Origin of the sequence: Paenibacillus sp. BR1-192, assembly GCF_029542445.1 — a bacterium.
GTDB lineage: Bacteria > Bacillota > Bacilli > Paenibacillales > Paenibacillaceae > Paenibacillus_AQ > Paenibacillus_AQ lautus_A.
Genome location: NZ_CP120718.1, coordinates 1866875 through 1884894, shown reverse-complemented (window position 1 = coordinate 1884894; position 18020 = coordinate 1866875). Strand labels below are relative to the sequence as shown.

Annotated in this window: 15 protein-coding genes and 1 pseudogene; 4 read left to right on the top strand and 12 right to left on the bottom strand. The window is 54.0% G+C overall.

What is annotated here, in order from left to right; translation table 11 throughout:
* Window positions 1-2: 2 nt before the first annotated feature.
* The gene (rph, locus tag P0X86_RS08005) at window positions 3-761 is read right to left on the bottom strand and encodes a ribonuclease PH (protein WP_015733982.1); all 759 of its coding nucleotides are present in this window, start codon (window positions 759-761) and stop codon (window positions 3-5) included.
* A gap of 115 nt (window positions 762-876) precedes the next feature.
* Entirely contained in the window at window positions 877-1935 is a 1059-nt protein-coding gene (locus P0X86_RS08000; RefSeq protein ID WP_096775379.1) for a GerMN domain-containing protein, read from the bottom strand.
* 167 nt (window positions 1936-2102) lie between these two features.
* Here P0X86_RS08000 and P0X86_RS07995 point away from each other — a divergent pair, with 167 nt between their 5' ends.
* Complete coding sequence (locus P0X86_RS07995; protein WP_015733980.1) at window positions 2103-2666, top strand: phosphatidylglycerophosphatase A family protein; 564 nt, start codon at window positions 2103-2105, stop codon at window positions 2664-2666.
* Between the two features lie 367 nt (window positions 2667-3033).
* On the opposite strand, the gene P0X86_RS07990 is transcribed toward P0X86_RS07995, so the two are convergent.
* The 8 genes from P0X86_RS07990 to P0X86_RS07955 all read right to left on the bottom strand — a co-directional run bounded on the left by P0X86_RS07990 (window position 3034) and on the right by P0X86_RS07955 (window position 13393).
* Window positions 3034-5478 carry a glycogen/starch/alpha-glucan phosphorylase gene (locus P0X86_RS07990; protein ID WP_277748288.1) on the bottom strand — a complete coding sequence of 815 codons (2445 nt, stop codon included), beginning with the start codon at window positions 5476-5478 and terminating at the stop codon, window positions 3034-3036.
* Window positions 5479-5515: 37 nt separating this feature from the next.
* Window positions 5516-6619, bottom strand: coding sequence for a glucose-1-phosphate adenylyltransferase subunit GlgD (gene glgD, locus P0X86_RS07985; protein WP_277748287.1), 1104 nt, complete (start codon window positions 6617-6619; stop codon window positions 5516-5518).
* Window positions 6620-6632: 13 nt separating this feature from the next.
* Window positions 6633-7814, bottom strand: coding sequence for a glucose-1-phosphate adenylyltransferase (locus P0X86_RS07980; RefSeq protein WP_277748286.1), 1182 nt, complete (start codon window positions 7812-7814; stop codon window positions 6633-6635).
* Between the two features lie 445 nt (window positions 7815-8259).
* Window positions 8260-9282, bottom strand: a complete 1023-nt coding sequence (locus P0X86_RS07975; RefSeq protein ID WP_277748285.1) for an MBL fold metallo-hydrolase — start codon at window positions 9280-9282, stop codon at window positions 8260-8262.
* Window positions 9283-9476: 194 nt separating this feature from the next.
* Window positions 9477-9755 carry a hypothetical protein gene (locus tag P0X86_RS07970; RefSeq protein WP_277748284.1) on the bottom strand — a complete coding sequence of 93 codons (279 nt, stop codon included), beginning with the start codon at window positions 9753-9755 and terminating at the stop codon, window positions 9477-9479.
* A gap of 178 nt (window positions 9756-9933) precedes the next feature.
* A complete protein-coding gene (locus P0X86_RS07965; protein ID WP_277748283.1) occupies window positions 9934-11661 on the bottom strand; it encodes a proline--tRNA ligase in 1728 nt (575 codons plus the stop codon).
* 375 nt (window positions 11662-12036) lie between these two features.
* Complete coding sequence (locus tag P0X86_RS07960) at window positions 12037-12342, bottom strand: ArsR/SmtB family transcription factor (RefSeq protein ID WP_009591630.1); 306 nt, start codon at window positions 12340-12342, stop codon at window positions 12037-12039.
* Window positions 12343-12346: 4 nt separating this feature from the next.
* The gene (locus P0X86_RS07955; RefSeq protein WP_277748282.1) at window positions 12347-13393 is read right to left on the bottom strand and encodes a flavin-containing monooxygenase; all 1047 of its coding nucleotides are present in this window, start codon (window positions 13391-13393) and stop codon (window positions 12347-12349) included.
* A 245-nt stretch (window positions 13394-13638) separates the two neighbouring features.
* Between P0X86_RS07955 and P0X86_RS07950 the strand changes: the two genes are divergently transcribed.
* From P0X86_RS07950 to P0X86_RS07940, 3 genes are read left to right on the top strand one after another with little or no spacing between them, the layout of a single operon-like run.
* Window positions 13639-13890: a FeoA family protein gene (locus P0X86_RS07950; RefSeq protein WP_015733973.1), complete on the top strand. Its 252-nt coding sequence runs from the start codon at window positions 13639-13641 to the stop codon at window positions 13888-13890.
* Window positions 13887-14633: a FeoB small GTPase domain-containing protein gene (locus P0X86_RS07945; protein WP_096775371.1), complete on the top strand. Its 747-nt coding sequence runs from the start codon at window positions 13887-13889 to the stop codon at window positions 14631-14633. The genes P0X86_RS07950 and P0X86_RS07945 overlap by 4 nt, the downstream gene beginning before the upstream one ends.
* Window positions 14584-15969 carry a nucleoside recognition domain-containing protein gene (locus P0X86_RS07940; RefSeq protein WP_481858280.1) on the top strand — a complete coding sequence of 462 codons (1386 nt, stop codon included), beginning with the start codon at window positions 14584-14586 and terminating at the stop codon, window positions 15967-15969. Before P0X86_RS07945 ends, P0X86_RS07940 begins: the two co-directional genes overlap by 50 nt.
* 194 nt (window positions 15970-16163) lie before the next feature.
* Here the strand turns inward: P0X86_RS07940 and P0X86_RS07935 are convergent, their stop codons facing one another.
* Both P0X86_RS07935 and P0X86_RS07930 read right to left on the bottom strand, forming a co-directional pair.
* Window positions 16164-17048 (bottom strand): carbohydrate ABC transporter permease, encoded by an 885-nt coding sequence (locus P0X86_RS07935; RefSeq protein WP_096775370.1) that lies wholly within the window; start codon window positions 17046-17048, stop codon window positions 16164-16166.
* A gap of 13 nt (window positions 17049-17061) precedes the next feature.
* Window positions 17062-17942: pseudogene (locus P0X86_RS07930) on the bottom strand (carbohydrate ABC transporter permease).
* Window positions 17943-18020: the final 78 nt, after the last annotated feature.

Genomic DNA, 18020 nt, shown 5'->3' with positions numbered 1-18020 from the left:
AATCAGACTCCGGTGCTCGCATTCACGGAACCGATCTTGGCCGCAATCGGGCCAAGCGCCTCCTGCTGACGCTCGATAAGCTCGCGGATTCCCTGTTCTCCCAGCTCCAGGATCTGATCCAGCTCCTCGCGGGAAAACGGGCTCTCTTCGCCGGTTCCCTGAACCTCAACGAATTTGCCGCTTCCGGTCATGACCAGGTTCATGTCCACCTTCGCCTTGGAATCCTCTTCATAGTTCAGATCCAGCAGCGCCTGTCCGCCGGCAATGCCCACGCTAATGGATGCCAGGTAGTCCGTGATCGGGAATACCGCTAATTTATGTTGTTCTGCAATTTTATTTACAGCTATGGCTAAAGCTACAAATGCTCCTGTAATGGAGGTGGTCCGCGTTCCGCCATCCGCCTGGATTACATCGCAGTCCAGCGTAATCGTCCGCTCGCCAAGAGCATGCAGATTCACAACAGACCTGAGCGCTCTGCCGATCAGCCGCTGAATTTCCATCGTCCGGCCACTGAGTTTACCGCGATTGGCTTCCCGTTGGTTGCGGGATTGTGTTGCGCGCGGCAGCATTGAATATTCAGCCGTCACCCAGCCCTTTCCTTGTCCTTTCAGAAACGGGGGAACTTTCTCGTCCACGGTTGCCGTAATCAGCACCTTGGTGTCTCCCATCTCGATGTACACGGAGCCTTCCGCATATTTATTCACATGGGTCGATAAATTCATCGGTCGGAGCTCATCGCTCTTACGTCCGTTAGATCTCATGTTTTCTGCCTCCTACTTCTTATCGCAATCCTGATTAGCATTCCCTATTCTACCAAAGTGCAGGCACAAAAGCACCTTTTGCGGGGGAAATTTCCCAAAGCTGGCGGAGAATCGGTCAGATCGAGATTTCGTTGATGAACTCCGGACGGCTGACGGGCTCGCTATAATTTCGGCTATCCGTTCCAACCACCTCCGTGAGATCGTTCATCCGGATTTTCACTTTGGCATCATCCGCATTCTCGGCTACGGTAAGCACGACGGCCTGCAGCAGCTCGGTCGGAACCTGCTCTCCCTGTTCAAACATGCTGTCCTGAAGCGATACGGTTACGGCTCCGTCCTCCCCTTTTTCAACCGCCGCAACGGTGGTGTCATCCGGGATGACCTCAACCAGTCCGTCGCCATACTGCGGTCCGCGAATCAGCTCGTTTAAGGCCGCCTTCACCGCGTCTTGTCCGGTTGGAACAAGTCTTGTGACCGGCACGTAGTACTGAATGCCTTCCGGCGTCACCGACGAGAAATAGACCGTGACCGGTGAAGAGTTCGTGTACAAGGCATCATCCGCTTTTTGAAGATTGATTCCCATCGAACGTGAAAGCGGACGGTCCAGCGGCGTGTGATTGACCGGCATTTCCGTCAGCTTGACGCCGTCCACCCATACCTGCATCTGCTCGATGCCTTCATGTCCCGTCAGTGTCCACGTCAACGCCTCCAGGATTCTCCGTTCATCTGCCGCTTTATATTCCGCAAATGATTTATTGAATTCGACGACCGCCAATTTGCTCTCCGGATCGACTGTCACGTTATGGACCTGCGTACCGGCAGGCAATACCGCCTGGAAGCCCTGTGGAACATAGCCCGCGTAACGGCCTCCGTTCACCAGCACTTCAAGGGATTCCTTCACCACGCTGGCGCCCTCCACCTTCGGAATGCCCAAGGTTACAGGTGCCAGCATCCCCCGTGCATCCGCAAGATATACCGTTGTCTGCATGCCGATGTCTCCTTGAGCCGCCGTGGATCCGGCCGTGTTCAGCATCTGCTTCTCCACTTGCGCAGGCGGCGGGTCAATCGCTTCCGATTGCTTCCCGGATAACATGCCGCAGCCGGACATCACGATCGGAACAGCAAGCAGCCCGGCGGCGGAAAGCCTGCGAAGAGTACGTGGATTACGTTTCATGTATTGTTCCTCCCTAACATTTTTTTTGTACAGGTTGTACTCCTATGTATACGAGCCCTTTCCAAAAAAATAACTCTCAGTTTTGCCCTTTCTGGACAAAGGGGTGCGGAAAAAGTACAATCGTCGTAAGCATCTTCATCAACCACGAAAATGAGGTGAGTTCCATCATGGCAGAAAACGATTCAAACATTCCATACAGCCTGAACAGCAAGAAGGTAGCGGAAGCGACACGGAGCCTGCTGCATAAGCGTGGAATCAAGTTGGAGGAAATCGCGGAGCTGGTGATGATCCTTCAGAAAAAATACTACCCGAATTTGACGATGGAAGAGTGCATCGAGAACGTGGATGCCGTACTCAGCAAACGTGAAGTGCAAAACGCGGTGTTAACCGGCATTCAATTGGACATTTTGGCCGAGGAAGGCAACCTTATATCCCCGCTTCAAGAAATGCTCGCCAATGACGAAGGGTTATACGGCGTGGATGAAGTCCTGGCATTTTCCATCGTTAACGTGTACGGAAGCATCGGCTTCACCAATTACGGGTATATCGACAAACTCAAACCCGGCATTCTTGAGCAATTGAATGATAAATCAAGCGGCCGCGTACATACCTTTCTCGACGACATCGTCGGCGCGGTTGCCGCAGCCGCCAGCAGCCGGATCGCCCATCGCAAGCAAGCCGACCGGGAGATCGAGCTGTACGGTACGACCGAAGAGCTTCCAAAAGAATAAACCACTTCAAAAAGGGAGATTCGCTCAGCGTGCGAATCTCCCTTTTCCAGCCTGCCGGAAGATTGCGGCTTATCCGCAACCGCGACCTACCATTTTCATACCGCCGGGCTGATTTCAAAGAATCATAGACGATAGCTGGTAGAAACGCAGCCGGGATTCGGACCCGAGTGCTGAGTTTCTTCCTTTATAAGAAGGCTGGTCACCGCATGAAAAATCGGGCGGCCCCTTCACATCAATCGGTAAATCCATCTATTCATTTTTACGAGTCTCGATCATATGTTATGTTGAAGCACAATCCAATAGAGGACCTATGGAAAGCCCCGCCATTTCTATGGCGGGGTTCTTTTTTGAGCATCGATATCGTTGACTATCCCTTCAGGCCAACCTTCACAGGCGAAACATTCCAGATGTCGGAGGCATAGCGGTGAATCGTATTATCGCTCGAGAAATGTCCCGAGTGCGCGATATTGACGATCGACTTCTCGGTCCAGGACCGGGCATTCAAATAAGCATCATCAATGGCCGACTGGGTTGCGACATAACTGGCAAAGTCCTCTAACACAAAAAACTCGTCATTATGGTCCAGCAGGGACTGCAGGATCTGCCCGAACTCCAGCTCGTGGCAGCAGAACGGGCCCGAGGAAATCAACTGATTCAGCACGCGGGCGATTCTCGGGTCCTGCTCATACCGCTCCTTGGATACATAAGCCCCCGTCCTGTAATACGCTAACACGTCCTCCAGCTCCAATCCGAAGAGGAACATATTCTCTCTGCCGAGCAGCTCGAACATTTCCACGTTAGCCCCATCCAGCGTTCCGATGGTCAACGCGCCGTTCATCATGAACTTCATGTTTCCCGTGCCGGAGGCTTCCTTGCCGGCCGTGGAAATCTGCTCGCTTACATCGGCTGCCGGAATAATCTTCTCCGCGAGTGAGACCGAATAATTTTCAAGAAACAGCACCTGCAGTTTGTCATTGACCTGCGGATCCTTATTCACGACATCCGCAACGACGTTAATGAGTTTGATGATGCTTTTGGCCAGATAGTAACCCGGCGCTGCCTTCGCGCCAAAAATGACGGTACGGGGAACGCCATCCATGCCCGGCTGATCCTTAATCTCGTTATACACATGCATGACGCGTAAAATATTCAGCAATTGCCGCTTATAGCCGTGCAGCCGCTTCACGTGCACATCGAATATGGAATCGGGATTGACCGCGATCCCTTGTTTATTCGCGATATAATCGGCAAGCCGCTCTTTATTGCTCCGTTTGATCCGCTGAATGCCCTGCTGGAAGGCGGAGTCGTTCTTCAGTCCCTTGAGCTGAATTAACCGACGCGGATCCGTAATCCATGAATCGCCGATACCATCGCAGATCCATTGACTCAGGCCGGGGTTGCTGTGCATCAGCCAGCGCCGGTGGGTAATCCCGTTCGTTTTGTTGCTGAAACGCTCCGGATACAGCTCATAGAATGGTTTCATGACCTGCGTCTTCAGCAGCTCCGTGTGCAGCGCGGCCACGCCGTTCACATGATAGCTGCCCACGATCGCCAAATTGGCCATGCGGATCTGGTCGCTTTCCAAGATGGCGAGCTGGGAGATGCGCTCATGATCGCCAGGATAACGGTCCAGCAGCATGCCGCAGAAGCGCTTGTTGATCTCTTCGATGATCATGTAAATGCGCGGCAGCAGCTCACGGACCATGCCGGCAGGCCATTTCTCCAACGCTTCGCTAAGCAGCGTATGGTTCGTATACGATACGGTCCGGCTCGTAATGTCCCACGCCTCATCCCAGCCGAAGCCCTTGTCGTCGATCAGAATTCGCATCAGCTCCGGAATCACCAAGGTCGGATGGGTATCATTGATATGAATGGCAACATGTTCGGGAAGCTCATGATAGGTTTTGCCCAGCTTGTCGAACGTTCTAAGAATGCTCTGGACGCCGGCCGAACAGAGGAAGTACTGCTGCTTGAGGCGAAGGAGCTTGCCTTCGTATGCCGAATCATCCGGGTACAAAAACTCCGATATCGATTCGACCGAACGGTTGTATTCCAAAAATTTATAATAGCTGTTATGATGATGGGCCGAACGGATTCTGGATATATCCGAGGCGGACTCGGCGCTCCACAGCCGCAGCGTGTTCACCTGCCCCTCGCCGTAACCGATGACCGGCACGTCATAAGGCACGGCCAGGACACGTTCGTAGTCCGCCGTGTGAAACACGGTCCGCCCCTCCTGCACGTCCACCTCCACGCGGCCCCAGAAGCGAACTTCCACCGCCTTGTCTGCCCGACGTTCTTCCCAGACGTTCCCCCGCTGGAGCCAGTTGTCCGGCAGCTCCACTTGATGGCCGTCGATGATCTTCTGTTCGAACAGGCCGTACTTATACCGGATGCCGCAGCCATGGCCTGCATAGCTAAGCGATGCCAACGAATCGAGAAAACACGCTGCAAGGCGTCCGAGCCCCCCGTTGCCTAGGCCCGCGTCCGGCTCCTGCTCCTCGATCTCATTCAAATTCCATCCCAGTTCCATAAGGCCGCTGCGGACCATATCCAGCACGCCCAGGTTCAGCAGATTGTTGCCCATCAGCCGGCCGATCAAAAATTCAAGCGAGAAATAATACACCTGCTTCTGCCCGGTATCCCGGTATATCCTGTTGGCATCGGCCCATTCCCGTCCGACATATTCCCGGATCATGCCGCCGATGATTTTGTAAACATCCTCAGCCGTTGCTTCCTCAAGTCCCTTCCCCAACCGACTCACCAATTGCTCCGTAAAGACCTGCTTGAATGTTTCCTTGTTGTTAAACAAAAGAAAGTTCCTCCTGACGGATCGTTTTATTTTAGGATCAGATCGAAATGTCCTTGGCAATGACAAAAGGTTTGCGAAAATCGCCTTGGAGCTTATGATCGCGAGAGATGATCACATCTTTATCGAGTATGACGTTCTCGAGCCTTACGTTTTCGCCGATGACGCATTTTTGCATAATGATGGAGTTATGGATGCTTGCGCCCCGCTTCACCTGGACCCCGCGGAACAGAATGCTGTTCTTCACTTCCCCGTCGATCTGGCATCCGTTGGCAACCAGCGCATTGCTTACATCGGCCGAATTCAGGTATTTGGCGGGAACCTCGTACTTGATCTTGGTGTGTACCGCCTGCTTGCGGAACAAGCTGTTATACGCCTTCGGATTCAGGAGGTTCATGCTCGTGCGGTAATAGCTTTCCAGGGAGTTGATCACCGCGTGATATCCGAGGTATTCATATCCCGCAATGTTCAGCTTGTGCCGGTTTTGCATGATCGCGTCCCGAAAAAAGTTGTTGCCGCCATGGGCGATGCAATGATCGGCCATCTCGAGAAAGCGCGATTTCTCCATCACGAACATTTCCATATATACCGCATCATGCTTGTGTTCATAATGAATGTCCGTGACCATGCCGTCCTCGTCAACTTCCAGGCGGACGCAGGAACGATGCTCCTCCCTCGGTGCATTCACCCTGGTATACACGAGCGTTACGTCGGCGCCTTGCTCCAGATGGTACTCGTACACCTCGTTCAAATCCACCGTGCTGATATGCTGGCTGCCGGAATGCACGATAAACTTCGCCGCCCCCCGCTCAAAAAAATCGAGATTGTTATAAATATGCCGCAGCTCGCCGGCGGACACATCCGTTTCATCGTTCCAATCCGGCGGAAGAATGAACAGGCCGCCCCGTTTGCGATGCATATCCCACGGCCGGCCTTCGCCCAGATGGTCCATCAAGGAGCGGTATTTCCTGCGAACGAACAGGGCGATATCCTCAATGCCCGCGTGCATCATATTGGACATCACAAAGTCGATCAGACGGTACCTTCCCGCGAAAGGGACGGCGGCCCCGCACCGGTAATACGTCAATTCACTCAGCACATCCCGTTCATGCTCCAAATTTATAATACCCATGAGTTCTCTCATCTGCGCACCCGTCCTAACCTTGATTATTGTGGGACGAAGACGATTGAAGCAGCTTCAGGACGTCTTCATCATGACCGCTTACAAGCACAATCTGGGATGGATCTTCCGGCGGCGGACCGATCCGGGCATGATCTTGAATGACCATGTCCTCGGTCACGATCGCCCGGTGAATGCGAACATGGCTGCCGATGCGTACCTTGGGCATGATGACGGAATCGGTAATGACGCTGCCTTCCCCCACCTCCACGCCATAAAAGAGGACCGAATGCTCGACCTCGCCGCAAACGGTGCAGCCTTCGTTGATCATGCTGTTCCGGACGACGCCGTTCGGAGAAATATACTCTGCCGGCTGATTCGGATTCCGGGTGTAAATGCGCCACAGCGGATCGTTCAGATCCAGCTTGGGCTGCTCGCTCAGCAGATCCATATTGGCTTCCCACAAGCTCTCGATGGTGCCGACGTCCTTCCAGTACCCTTCGAACGGATAAGCATACAGCGTTTTGCCGTCCGCGAGCATCCTCGGCAGAATGTCGTTGCCGAAATCATGGCTCGTATCCGGAAGGTCCGCATTCTGCAGTAAATAAGAACGCAACAGCTTCCAGCGAAACAGATAAACGCCCATGGAAGCCGTTGTGCTCTTCGGATGCGCCGGCTTCTCCTCGAACTCGAAAATCCGGTAGTCCTCATCCGTGTTCACCATGCCGAACCGTTTCGCTTCGTCCAGGCTTACTTCGATGACGGAGATGGTGCAATCGGCATCTTTCTCCTTGTGGTAAGCCAGCATGCGGTCGTAATCCATCTTATAGATGTGATCACCCGACAAAATCAAAACGTGCTCGGGATCGTACTGGTCGATAAACTTGAGATTCCGGAAGATCGCATCCGCCGTCCCGCGGTACCAGGTCGTCCCGTCCTCGCGTTCATGTGGCGGGAGCACGAAAACGCCCCCATTCAGCCGATCCATATCCCAATCGCTTCCTACGCCAATGTAGGAATGCAGAACCAGAGGCTCATACTGGGTGAGTACCCCGACCGTGTCGATTCCCGAATGGGAGCAGTTACTCAGCGGAAAATCAATGATCCGGTATGTACCCCCAAAATAAACGGCCGGTTTGGCCAGCGTCTTGGTCAGGCCCTTCAGCCGTTTGCCTTGACCTCCTGCGAGCAGCATCGCGACTACTTCCTTTTTCTTCATGACAGATTCTCCTTTGAGGGGCTTAATGAGATACGAATCCTATAACATGAAAATTGCAGAGTGAACCAAGGGAACGCTTCGATACGAAAAATGGCGGGTGGATCATGGTGATCAGTGTTAAAGAAAAAAGCGCTTGAGGGAATGCCTTGCCAAACAGCAAAGGTACATCAACTATATGCGGGGTAGAGAGAAACTCTGACTCGAATGAGGAAAGGCCGCCCCCATTATTTTAGGTATTCCTGCCTTCTCTTCTCTAAAAAAAGGCCGTGGAGACACTTGCCAAGCATCCTGATCGCGGCCGTTACGCCAGCAGCCTAAGGGCCACTTCAAAATATCGGATGCTCCATTATGTAGCCTTCTGAATCTATTAAACAAAAAACCGCCCTTTCTACGCATGATGGAAGCCAACGTACAAGCAGACGGTTTTATTCATGTCTTGATTATATCAGGAATGCGGCGGTTTCCGTACAGAAAAATAGCACATTCCGTCCCCGGTTTCGATCATCGCGGCGTCTCCGCGCCGGGCCAGCTCGGCGAGATGGGCCAGCGCTTCGCACATGGCGAAGCGCAGCTGGTGGATGCCGAGCTTATCGCCGAAGAGGGCGGTGCAGACCTCGTAGGCGGTGAGCCGTCCGGCAGCGCTCAGCATGCCGGCGATGGTGGCCAGGCGCTCCTCGTGATGGAGGAGGAGCGCGTCGATCCGTTCACGGAAATGCGTGAACGGGTGGCGGTGTCCGGGATACGCCGTCCGGACATGCAGTTCCCGCAGGCGGCGCAGCCCTGCAAGGAAGAGTGCCAGCGGCTCGGCGTCGCTGCCGGGCACCAGGCTCACGTTAGGCGAGATTTGCGGCAGCACGGCATCGCCGCATAACAGGACGCCGCTGTCCGCATGGAAGAATGACAGATGCCCCGGCGCATGGCCGGCCGTTTGCACCGGCATCCAGATCCGGTTCCCCATCCGGAACGGCAGGTCCTCCCCGATGAACGAGATCTCCGGCTGCGGCGCGACTTGGGGAAAGAAGCTGTTCAGATGCTCCGGCAGCAGGGCAAGCTTGGTTTCCGGCATGCCATGCTGCCGAAAGAACGCGGGGAGCGCACGATCCATCGAGGAATCCGCTCCCCACATCAGCATCGCTTCCCGATGCGCCCGCTCTGACATCCACACCTTCGCGCCCGAGCGTTCCTGAAACCACCCGGCAAGCCCGTAGTGGTCCGGGTGATGATGGGTCAGCACGATGGAGACGATGTCGCTGAACTCCATCTCCAACTGCTCCATCGCCGCCAGCCATTCCCGCTCAGAGGAAGCCGTGCGCGGCCCCGGATCGATGACGGTCACCCCGTCATCTCCCCGCATCACATAGCTGTTCACCCATCGTAACGGGTTGGACAGTGCAATTTTCACCTGACTGAGCTGATGCTCTTCTATATAATGAATATCCGGGCTGGAGCCCTTCTCTTCCTGATTCATCGTAGATGTAACCTCCGTCCGCAGTATGACTTATTATCCGACTCCTTCATCATAAGCTTGTAATCGGGATATGTATAGAAGGCTGCGGTGGTTTGTTTGCTCGCATTGCCGAAGTGTCGGTTTCACGGAAAGATAAGGTGTCAGGGTAGCAGCAATGTTAGTACAAGGATTCAAAGATTGATGTGAGCGGGTTACTATGTTCCATTAAAGGATGCTTCACGTACGATCTTTCCTCCAATCGCTGTTGCCTCCGGATTTTTTTCATTGTATTTAATGGCTATAAAAATCCGATGGCAAAGGCGACCGCTGCCGCTTTTTCGGAATCGATTCGCCCGCTCCGCTGCTTCGTGCTTGTTCATCAAATGAACCATCTTCATAAACGAAAAAGCATCCCCTAAAGTCATACAACCTTGGGGATGCCTTCTCCATTTAAGGAAATCTAGGTTCTCTTGAGCTAGCTGCGTACGCTCCATTATCCATCCTGTAAGTCGTTTTTAGAGTCTTGAGAGGTGTGCAAACTCTCTTTTCGATCCACGAAATCCCTCTCCGGGAATTGCACGTTCTGCAACTTCATGATCTTCGAAGCTCATTCCTTCTCATCTTCCTCCAACTACATGAATCCTCGCCTCATACTGAGAGGCTCCACAGCATTCACTTCAGCTGACGGGCTGCCTCCTCGCGGGAACGCTGGATTGCTTCCTCGGCAAGCATGCTAAACTTGATTCCATCCTCGCCCATCCATTCAACCTCCCCCAAAGCCGCACCGCGCCCGACGATGATGCGCAGCGGAGCGCCCGCAAGGTCGGCATCCTTAAACTTGACCCCGGCCCGTTCGTCCCGGTCGTCCAAAAGAGGCTCAAGACCAGCACCGCTCAGCTCGCGATAGATGTGCTCGGCCAGTTGCATCTGGGTCTCATCCTTCACCGCAACCGGGATGATGTGGACCTTGAACGGAGCGACGGACATCGGCCAGACCAAACGTCCATCCGAAATTCGCTGTTCGGCAATAGCCGCCATGACGCGGGAAACGCCGATACCGTAGCATCCCATGATCAGAGGTTTTTCCCGGCCGTCGGCATCCAGGTACTTGCCGTTCATGGCGTCACTATATTTGGTTCCCAGCTTAAAAACATGCCCGAGCTCAATCCCGCGATGAAACTGCAGCGGTGCTCCACAGCGCGGGCAAGGCTCTCCTTCCGCCACATTCCGGAAATCGCCGACGTACTCCACCGAGAAATCAAGTCCCGGGCGGACTCCCTTCAGATGGGTGTCCTCCTGGTTGGCACCGGTAATGCCCTCCGCCATGGCGGCCACTTCATGATCGACCATGATCTTTAGTTGTAAGCCAACCGGTCCCGCAAACCCGACAGGTGCCCCTGTCGCCTGTTTGACCTCTTCGGCACTCGCCATTTCCGCTGCTTCAGCTCCCAAGTAGGACTTCACCTTGGTCTCGTTCGCTTCCCGGTCGCCGCGGACAAGCACTGCAACCAGTTCCCCGTCCACGCGGTAAATCAGCGTCTTCATCAATTGCTCCGCACCCACCTGGAGGAAATTCGTCAGTTCCTGAATGCTCTTCACTCCAGGAGTGAATATGCGCTCCATAGCTGAGCTGCCGCCGGTTTTTACGGAATCCCGCATGGCATCAGGCTCCCCCGGAGCCGCAGACTCCGCACGTTCCAAATTCGCCGCATAACGGCAATCGCTGCAGGATACAACGGTATCCTCCCCTATGTCGGCCAGTGCCATGAATTCATGGGTCTCCCCTTGTCCGCCAATCGCGCCGGCATCGGCTTCCACCGCCCGGAACATCAGACCGCAACGGGTAAAGATTCGCTCATACGTGTCATACATGTTCCGGTAGGACGCGTCCAGTCCCTCCCAGTCCCGATCGAAGGAATACGCGTCCTTCATCAGGAATTCCCGGCCCCGGAGCAGGCCAAAACGAGGGCGTCGCTCATCCCGGTATTTGCTCTGAATCTGGTACAGGTTGACCGGCAGCTTCCGGTACGAGGAAATCTCCTGGCGTACGATGGACGTAATCACTTCTTCATGGGTTGGTCCAAGCACGAATTCACGGTCATGGCGGTCATGGAGCCTGATCAGCTCCGCGCCGTATACGTCGTATCTGCCCGATTCCTTCCACAGCTCGGCGGGCTGGACAGCGGGCATGAGAAGCTCCTGCCCGCCTGCTGCGTCCATTTCCTGCCGGATGATCGCTTCGATCTTCCGCAAGACCCGCCAGCCCAGCGGCAGGTACGAATAGATCCCTGCCGCCGTTTGACGGATATATCCGCCGCGGAGCATCCATTGATGGCTCAGTGCTTCCGCCTCGGACGGCACATCGCGCATCGTGGTCATCAATAATTGGCTTTGCCGCATCTTCCTCATACTCCTTCTTCTACTATCCATGAATAAGCACCAGCCGCACGCAAAAAAAGCACATTCGCCTCCTCCTAGGGACGAATGTGCTCGTGGTACCACCCTGATTCCATCTTGCAGACCGTCTGGACGCTTCTAGCAAGATGCTTCATGCGGCGGTAACGGGCCAAACCGGCGCCGCTTGGTTACGGCGGGCAACTACAAGGTAGGAAGAATGCAGCCTGGCGGGGAGAAGCCTTTCAGCCGGGGGCTTCCTCTCTGTCTCGCCGAATCTTGCATTCTCATGTCCTTGATGATGGTTATTCACGGAATTTCATTTTCCAATACATTACAGCCGTGCGGCCGGAATGTCAAGCCTCAATAGGACGGGATGTTCTAATGAGCGATATGGTCCAACACCTGCTGCAAAATCCCGATAACATGCTCATCTTCATACGTGTAATAATATATATTTCCGTCCCTTCGGTATTTGACCAGTCTCAAACTTCGCAGATAGCCAAGCTGATGGGATACCGCCGACTGACTCATGCCAAGCACCTCGGCAATATGACCGACAGGGCATTCTTCCTGTGAGAGCAGATGAAGAATCCGGATCCGCGTCGGATCCGAAATGGCCTTCAGGAGTCGTGACGCTTCCATGGCCTGATCTTCGTGCAGCAGCTCATGGTGTTCTTTTTCCATAAACTTATCCCCTCTTCTCCATAATGGCTTGAACGATTTCGCGGGCATCCCGTGAAACTCCTGCCAGCAGCGCGGAGCCCCGATGCGTCTGCCAAGGCAAACCTACATAATACAGCCCCTTCACCGGACTGATGCCGCGTGTATGAATAAGTGCCTTCTTGCGATCCAACGCTTGCTCTATATGAAGCCAATCATAGCCGGCAGCAAAGCCGGTAGCCCAGACGATGTTCCGGACCTTTAACGCCGTCCCATCCTCGAATCGCATGCCGGAAGCGCCGGCACCAACGGCTCTCGTTTTCAACACCACTTTACCGCACTTGACCGCTTGTTTCAATTCATATCCGAAAATCGGGTCCCCCATGCCCCTCAGCTTGCGTCCCACCCAGGAGGAACTGCTGGCTGAGAGAACGCCGAGCCTGTCCAGCCACCAGAACATCCCCTTCCCCCAAAGAGCCATTGGCAAATACCGCGGCGGCTGCCCAAGCGCCAAATACGTCTCCCGGTCCCCGGACAATTCCACCGCGATCTGGGCCCCGCTGTTTCCGCCGCCAACGACAAGCACATCGCCCTCTTGAAGCTGGGAAGGCCTCTTGTACTCGGACGAGTGCAGCTGGAGAACATCCCCCGGAACAGAGGCTGCAAACGCAGGGATTCTAGTCTGCTGAAACGGTCCGGTTGCGATAATAAGCGCCTTGGTATGGAAGCTTTTGCGATCGGTATCGACGATAAACATTCCACCTTCCTTGCGGACCGATGTTACATTCGTCGCGAACTGAATGGGCAGCCTGAACCGTGCCGCATAGGATTTCAAATAGGAAGCCACTTCATCTTTATCCGGGAACCCGTGCGGTTCCCCCTCTAAAGTCATCCCATATAGCGCGCTATGCGTTCTGGGCGTGAACAATTTCAGGGAATCATACCGCGTCTTCCAAACCTCCCCCGCCTCCGATCCCCGATCCAGCATCAGAAACTTCATCCCCGCCTGCTGCAGCCAATAGCCGGATGCCAATCCCGCCTGTCCCGCTCCGATTACGATAACATCCCAAACCATATAGGAATCCCCCTTATTTATATGAGTAATTGCTCATATATACATATTACACGCATCTTGCTTCCCTTTCAAGCATAAAATGGAAGTTCCAAGGGAAGCTGCATGTGGACCATCCGCATGAAACTGGAATAAATATCTGATGAATCCAGTTGACAATACACGCATTCGGTCATACTATAGGCATAAAGTTGCTTCAAGGAAACAATATATGCTCGGCCCAATTTATTAGGGAGAGGTTAAACTTTATGGATGAGACAAAACATCGGCAGCATCTGCATCAGGCAGCTCTCGGAGAGCGATTTTTGATTGAACAGGTGGATATCCGCGGCGAACATAAACGGCGGCTTCTGGACCTCGGTTTCGTTCCGGGTTCCGTCATCGAAGTGTTGAAGGCCAGCCCGCTCGGGGATCCTACCTCTTATAGAGTAGCAGGCACCGTCATTGCGTTAAGAAAAGAAGAGAGCCAGTTAATATGGGGTAAGGTGATATCATCATGAGAACGTATACCGTCGCGCTGGCGGGCAACCCGAACACGGGAAAAAGCACGCTTTTCAATGCGCTCACCGGCTTGAAGCAGCATACCGGCAACTGGTCCGGCAAAACGGTCAGTCTCGCGAGCGGCCATTACGAATACAAAGACGCCCGCTTCCAGTTCATCGATCTGCCCGGGACGTACTCCTTGTTCTCCAACTCGGCCGATGAAGAAGTGGCGCGCGATTATATTATTTTCGAGAAACCGGACGTCACCCTTCTGGTCCTGGATGCAACCGCGCTGGAGCGCAGCCTTAACCTGGCCCTTCAAGTGCTGGAAATGACCGACCGCGTCATCGTTTGCCTGAATCTGATGGACGAAGCGAAGAAAAAAGGAATCCAGGTTAACGCGCGCAAGCTGGCGGATCAGCTCGGCGTTCCCGTCATTCCCATATCGGCCAGAAACAACGAGGGGCTGGACGTATTGTCCGAACAGCTGCTGCTGATGTCCTCGGGACAGACTCCGACTAAGCCCTACCGGATGAAATACAACGAACAGCTGGAGGCGCAAATTTCGGGATTAGAGTCCCAATTACGAGACGTTGTCGGAGACGAATATCCGGCCAGATGGCTGGCCATCCGCTTTCTCGACGGAGACCGCAAGCTGATTGCGACGTTGAAAGAGAGATTAAAGGCCGCGGATAAAGGGGGGATTTCACTTGGAACAGCTAAAGCGCTTGGAAGCTCTAACAGCGGCCATTCCTTCTGATCAGGTTGAGGATGTCCGGGAAGACATCGTGGGCGAATTATTCAAAAAATCCCGGGAGCTGTGCAGCGACGCCGTCACCGTAACCAACCGGGAGCTGCTGTACCGTTCCGAGCGGCTGGACCGCATCTTCACCTCCAAGCTGTGGGGATTCCCGATCATGCTGGCCATGCTCGGCGTTATTTTTTACTTGACGATCGCCGGGGCAAACGTGCCCTCTTCCATGCTGGCCAGTTTCTTTGGCTGGGTTGAAGGATACCTGACCATGGCTTTTCAGGCCATCCATGCTCCCGACTGGCTCCATGGCGTGCTGATACTCGGGTTGTTCCGGGGAACCGCTTGGGTTGTCAGCGTGATGCTGCCACCCATGGCCATCTTCTTCCCGGCCTTCGCGCTGCTCGAGAACTACGGCTATTTGCCGCGGGTAGCCTTTAACCTGGACCGACTGTTCAAAAAAACGGGAGCGCACGGCAAGCAGTCCCTCACCATGGCGATGGGATTCGGCTGTAATGCGGCCGCCATTATGTCGACACGGATTATCGAATCGCCGCGGGAGCGGATGCTCGCCATTCTGACCAACAACTTCGTGCCCTGCAACGGTCGTTGGCCGACTTTGATCCTGCTGGCTTCCTTGTTCATGGCGGCCGGCTTTTCGGGAGGAGCCCAGACGCTCGTGACCGCCTCCGTTGTCATGGGCATGGTGTTGATCGGCGTCGTTGTCACGCTTACGGTGTCATGGGGATTATCGAAGACGGCATTGAAAGGCGTTCCTTCCCACTACACGCTGGAGCTGCCGCCATACCGCAAACCGAAAATCCTGAATACCATACTCCGGTCTACGCTCGACAAAACGATTTATGTCCTGCGCAGAGCCATCATCGTCGCAGCGCCCGCAGGCGTGCTGACCTGGATTTTGGCCAATATCTACGTCGGGGATTCCAGCATCCTGATTCACTTTGTAAGCTTCCTTGACCCGTTTGCACGCGCGCTCGGACTTGACGGCTTCATTCTGATGGCCTTTATCATCGGGCTTCCCGCGAACGAGATCGTGCTGCCGATCCTTCTGATGGGATATTTGGCAACAGGCTCCCTGACGGAGGTGGAGGATATGTTTGCCCTCAAGCAAATCTTCCTGGACCAAGGCTGGACCTGGCTGACCGCGCTGAACATGATGCTGTTCTCGCTGCTCCATTACCCCTGCGGAACCACGATCGTCAACATCTGGAAGGAAACGAAAAGCGCGAAGTGGACGTTCCTGTCCTTTGCCATTCCGACGGCCATCGCCATCGGCGTGACCTTCCTGGTCGCCCAGGCGGCGCGGGCATTGGGATGGGTTTAAACGACAGGCTTCGGCAGGCAAAAGTTAGTTTCATCATGTACGGGGCATCCGCAAGGTTAATCCAACCTTGGATGCCTTTTTTATGGCAAGCGGCCCTGCAAGCCAAACATTATGCAATAGAAAACGAGCCGCTCCAAGAAATCCCTTGAATCGGCTCGTTTTTTTTATCCGAATATTAATGAGTTCGAAGAAACTTAACCTTTAACAGAACCCGCCGCAATGCCCTCCACGATACGATCGCTGAGGAAAAGGAACATCAGCAGGATCGGCAAAATGCTGATCATCAGGGTTGCGCCGATAGCGCCCCAATCGGTCGTGTACTGACCGATAAAGTTCTGGACGCCGACGGTCAGCGTCTTGAACATATCCGAGCTGATGAACGTGTTCACGAAGATAAATTCGTTCCAGTTATAAATCATGTTAATGATGGCAGTCGTCGCCAGCACCGAGCCCGTCATCGGAAGCACGATCCGGAAGAAGACCCGGTGAACCGAACAGCCGTCCATGACCGCCGCCTCTTCCACTTCCTTCGGCAGCGTGTAATAGAATCCGAGCAGAATCATGATCGTGATCGGCATATTGAAAGCCACGTACGACAATATCAATGAAACCGGATGATCGGTCAAACCGACCTTGTTAAAAATGCTGAACAGCGGAATCAAGGTAGAGTGAACCGGAATCATCATGGCCACCATAAACAACCCGAGCACGAATGAGCTGCCCTTCCATTTCATTCTCGTAATCGCGAAGGTGACGAGACTTCCCAGAATGACCGTAAGCGCAGTCGCGACAACGGTGATCCACACGCTGTTCAGAAAATAAACGCTGATGTTGCCGGCGCTCCATACCTTCTCGTAATTCTCCCAGCGCGGATTCATCGGAAGGGACAGAGGCGGAAGATCGAATACTTCCTGATTGTTTTTCAAAGAGAACAGCAGCAGCCATACGAGCGGGAACAGCTGGAATACGGCTACGCCGATCAGCACGATGTACAACAGCGCGTATCCAATCCTGCCTCCAGCTCCGTTTCCGGAACGGGCGCGCCCTTCTTGGAGCTGTCCTGTGGCTCCGGATATCATGAAGCATCCCTCCTTATGAATATTGGATCGTTTCTTTCGATGCCGTTAATTTCCGAATGACCCACGTTACGATCAGACAGATCACAAGCAGGAAGAACCCGATCGCGCTGCCGTAACCGAAATCATAAGCGCGGAAAGCCGTATGATACATGTAGGACGCCATGACTTCACTCGCGCCGTTAGGCCCCCGTCCGTCATGACGAAGATGAGGTCGAAGTATTTCAAAGAACCTACCACCGCCAGCACGATCGTCACCTTGATCACTTCCATGATGAGCGGAAGCTTGATTCGGAACGCTATTTGGAAGGAGGTTGCCCCATCGATTTTAGCTGCTTCAACCAGCGAGGCCGGGATATTCTTCAAGGCTGCATAATAGATCAAGATATAAAAACCGGCATACTGCCACAAAATCGGAATAAACAATGCAAATAATACAAGCGACGGTTCGGCAAGCCATGCGGGCGGGTTCGTGATCCCGATGGACTCCAGGAAGCTGTTCACGATCCCGTTCGTCGGGTGATAGATGCGCAGCCAAAGCTGCGCGATGGCAACGGAGGACAGCAGCATCGGAATGAGATAGATTTTGCGGAACAGGTTGGCGCCTTTGATCTTGGAGGCCAGCACCATCGCCACGGCCAGGTAAATCATCAGGCTTGCAGCCGAGAATACGGCTAACAGCAGGGAGTGCCATGCACTGTCCCAGAACTTGCCGTCCGAGAGCAGGGCCTGGTAATTATCCAGCCCGATAAAGGTCATCGCACCGATTCCGTTCCATTCGTTCAGTCCGTAATAGGCGGTTAGCATGATCGGAATATACACGACAGCCATGATCACAAGCAGTGCAGGCAGAACATACAGCGCGATGATTTTTTTGTTGGACATCACTTTATCCAAAGTGTCCGACTCCTTTCTTCCTATGGTCTTGAGGAAAGATTTATCCGGCATCGCTGCCGGATAAATCGCATCCTGTTT

Excerpts from the sequence above, each read along its gene's own strand:
- rph (WP_015733982.1), bottom strand. The coding sequence starts at position 761 with ATGAGATCTAACGGACGTAAGAGCGATGAGCTCCGACCGATGAATTTA.
- P0X86_RS08000 (WP_096775379.1), bottom strand. The coding sequence starts at position 1,935 with ATGAAACGTAATCCACGTACTCTTCGCAGGCTTTCCGCCGCCGGGCTG.
- P0X86_RS07995 (WP_015733980.1), top strand. The coding sequence starts at position 2,103 with ATGGCAGAAAACGATTCAAACATTCCATACAGCCTGAACAGCAAGAAG.
- glgD (WP_277748287.1), bottom strand. The coding sequence starts at position 6,619 with ATGAGAGAACTCATGGGTATTATAAATTTGGAGCATGAACGGGATGTG.
- P0X86_RS07980 (WP_277748286.1), bottom strand. The coding sequence starts at position 7,814 with ATGAAGAAAAAGGAAGTAGTCGCGATGCTGCTCGCAGGAGGTCAAGGC.
- P0X86_RS07975 (WP_277748285.1), bottom strand. The coding sequence starts at position 9,282 with ATGAATCAGGAAGAGAAGGGCTCCAGCCCGGATATTCATTATATAGAA.
- P0X86_RS07970 (WP_277748284.1), bottom strand. The coding sequence starts at position 9,755 with ATGGAGCGTACGCAGCTAGCTCAAGAGAACCTAGATTTCCTTAAATGG.
- P0X86_RS07965 (WP_277748283.1), bottom strand. The coding sequence starts at position 11,661 with ATGCGGCAAAGCCAATTATTGATGACCACGATGCGCGATGTGCCGTCC.
- P0X86_RS07960 (WP_009591630.1), bottom strand. The coding sequence starts at position 12,342 with ATGGAAAAAGAACACCATGAGCTGCTGCACGAAGATCAGGCCATGGAA.
- P0X86_RS07955 (WP_277748282.1), bottom strand. The coding sequence starts at position 13,393 with ATGGTTTGGGATGTTATCGTAATCGGAGCGGGACAGGCGGGATTGGCA.
- P0X86_RS07950 (WP_015733973.1), top strand. The coding sequence starts at position 13,639 with ATGGATGAGACAAAACATCGGCAGCATCTGCATCAGGCAGCTCTCGGA.
- P0X86_RS07945 (WP_096775371.1), top strand. The coding sequence starts at position 13,887 with ATGAGAACGTATACCGTCGCGCTGGCGGGCAACCCGAACACGGGAAAA.
- P0X86_RS07935 (WP_096775370.1), bottom strand. The coding sequence starts at position 17,048 with ATGATATCCGGAGCCACAGGACAGCTCCAAGAAGGGCGCGCCCGTTCC.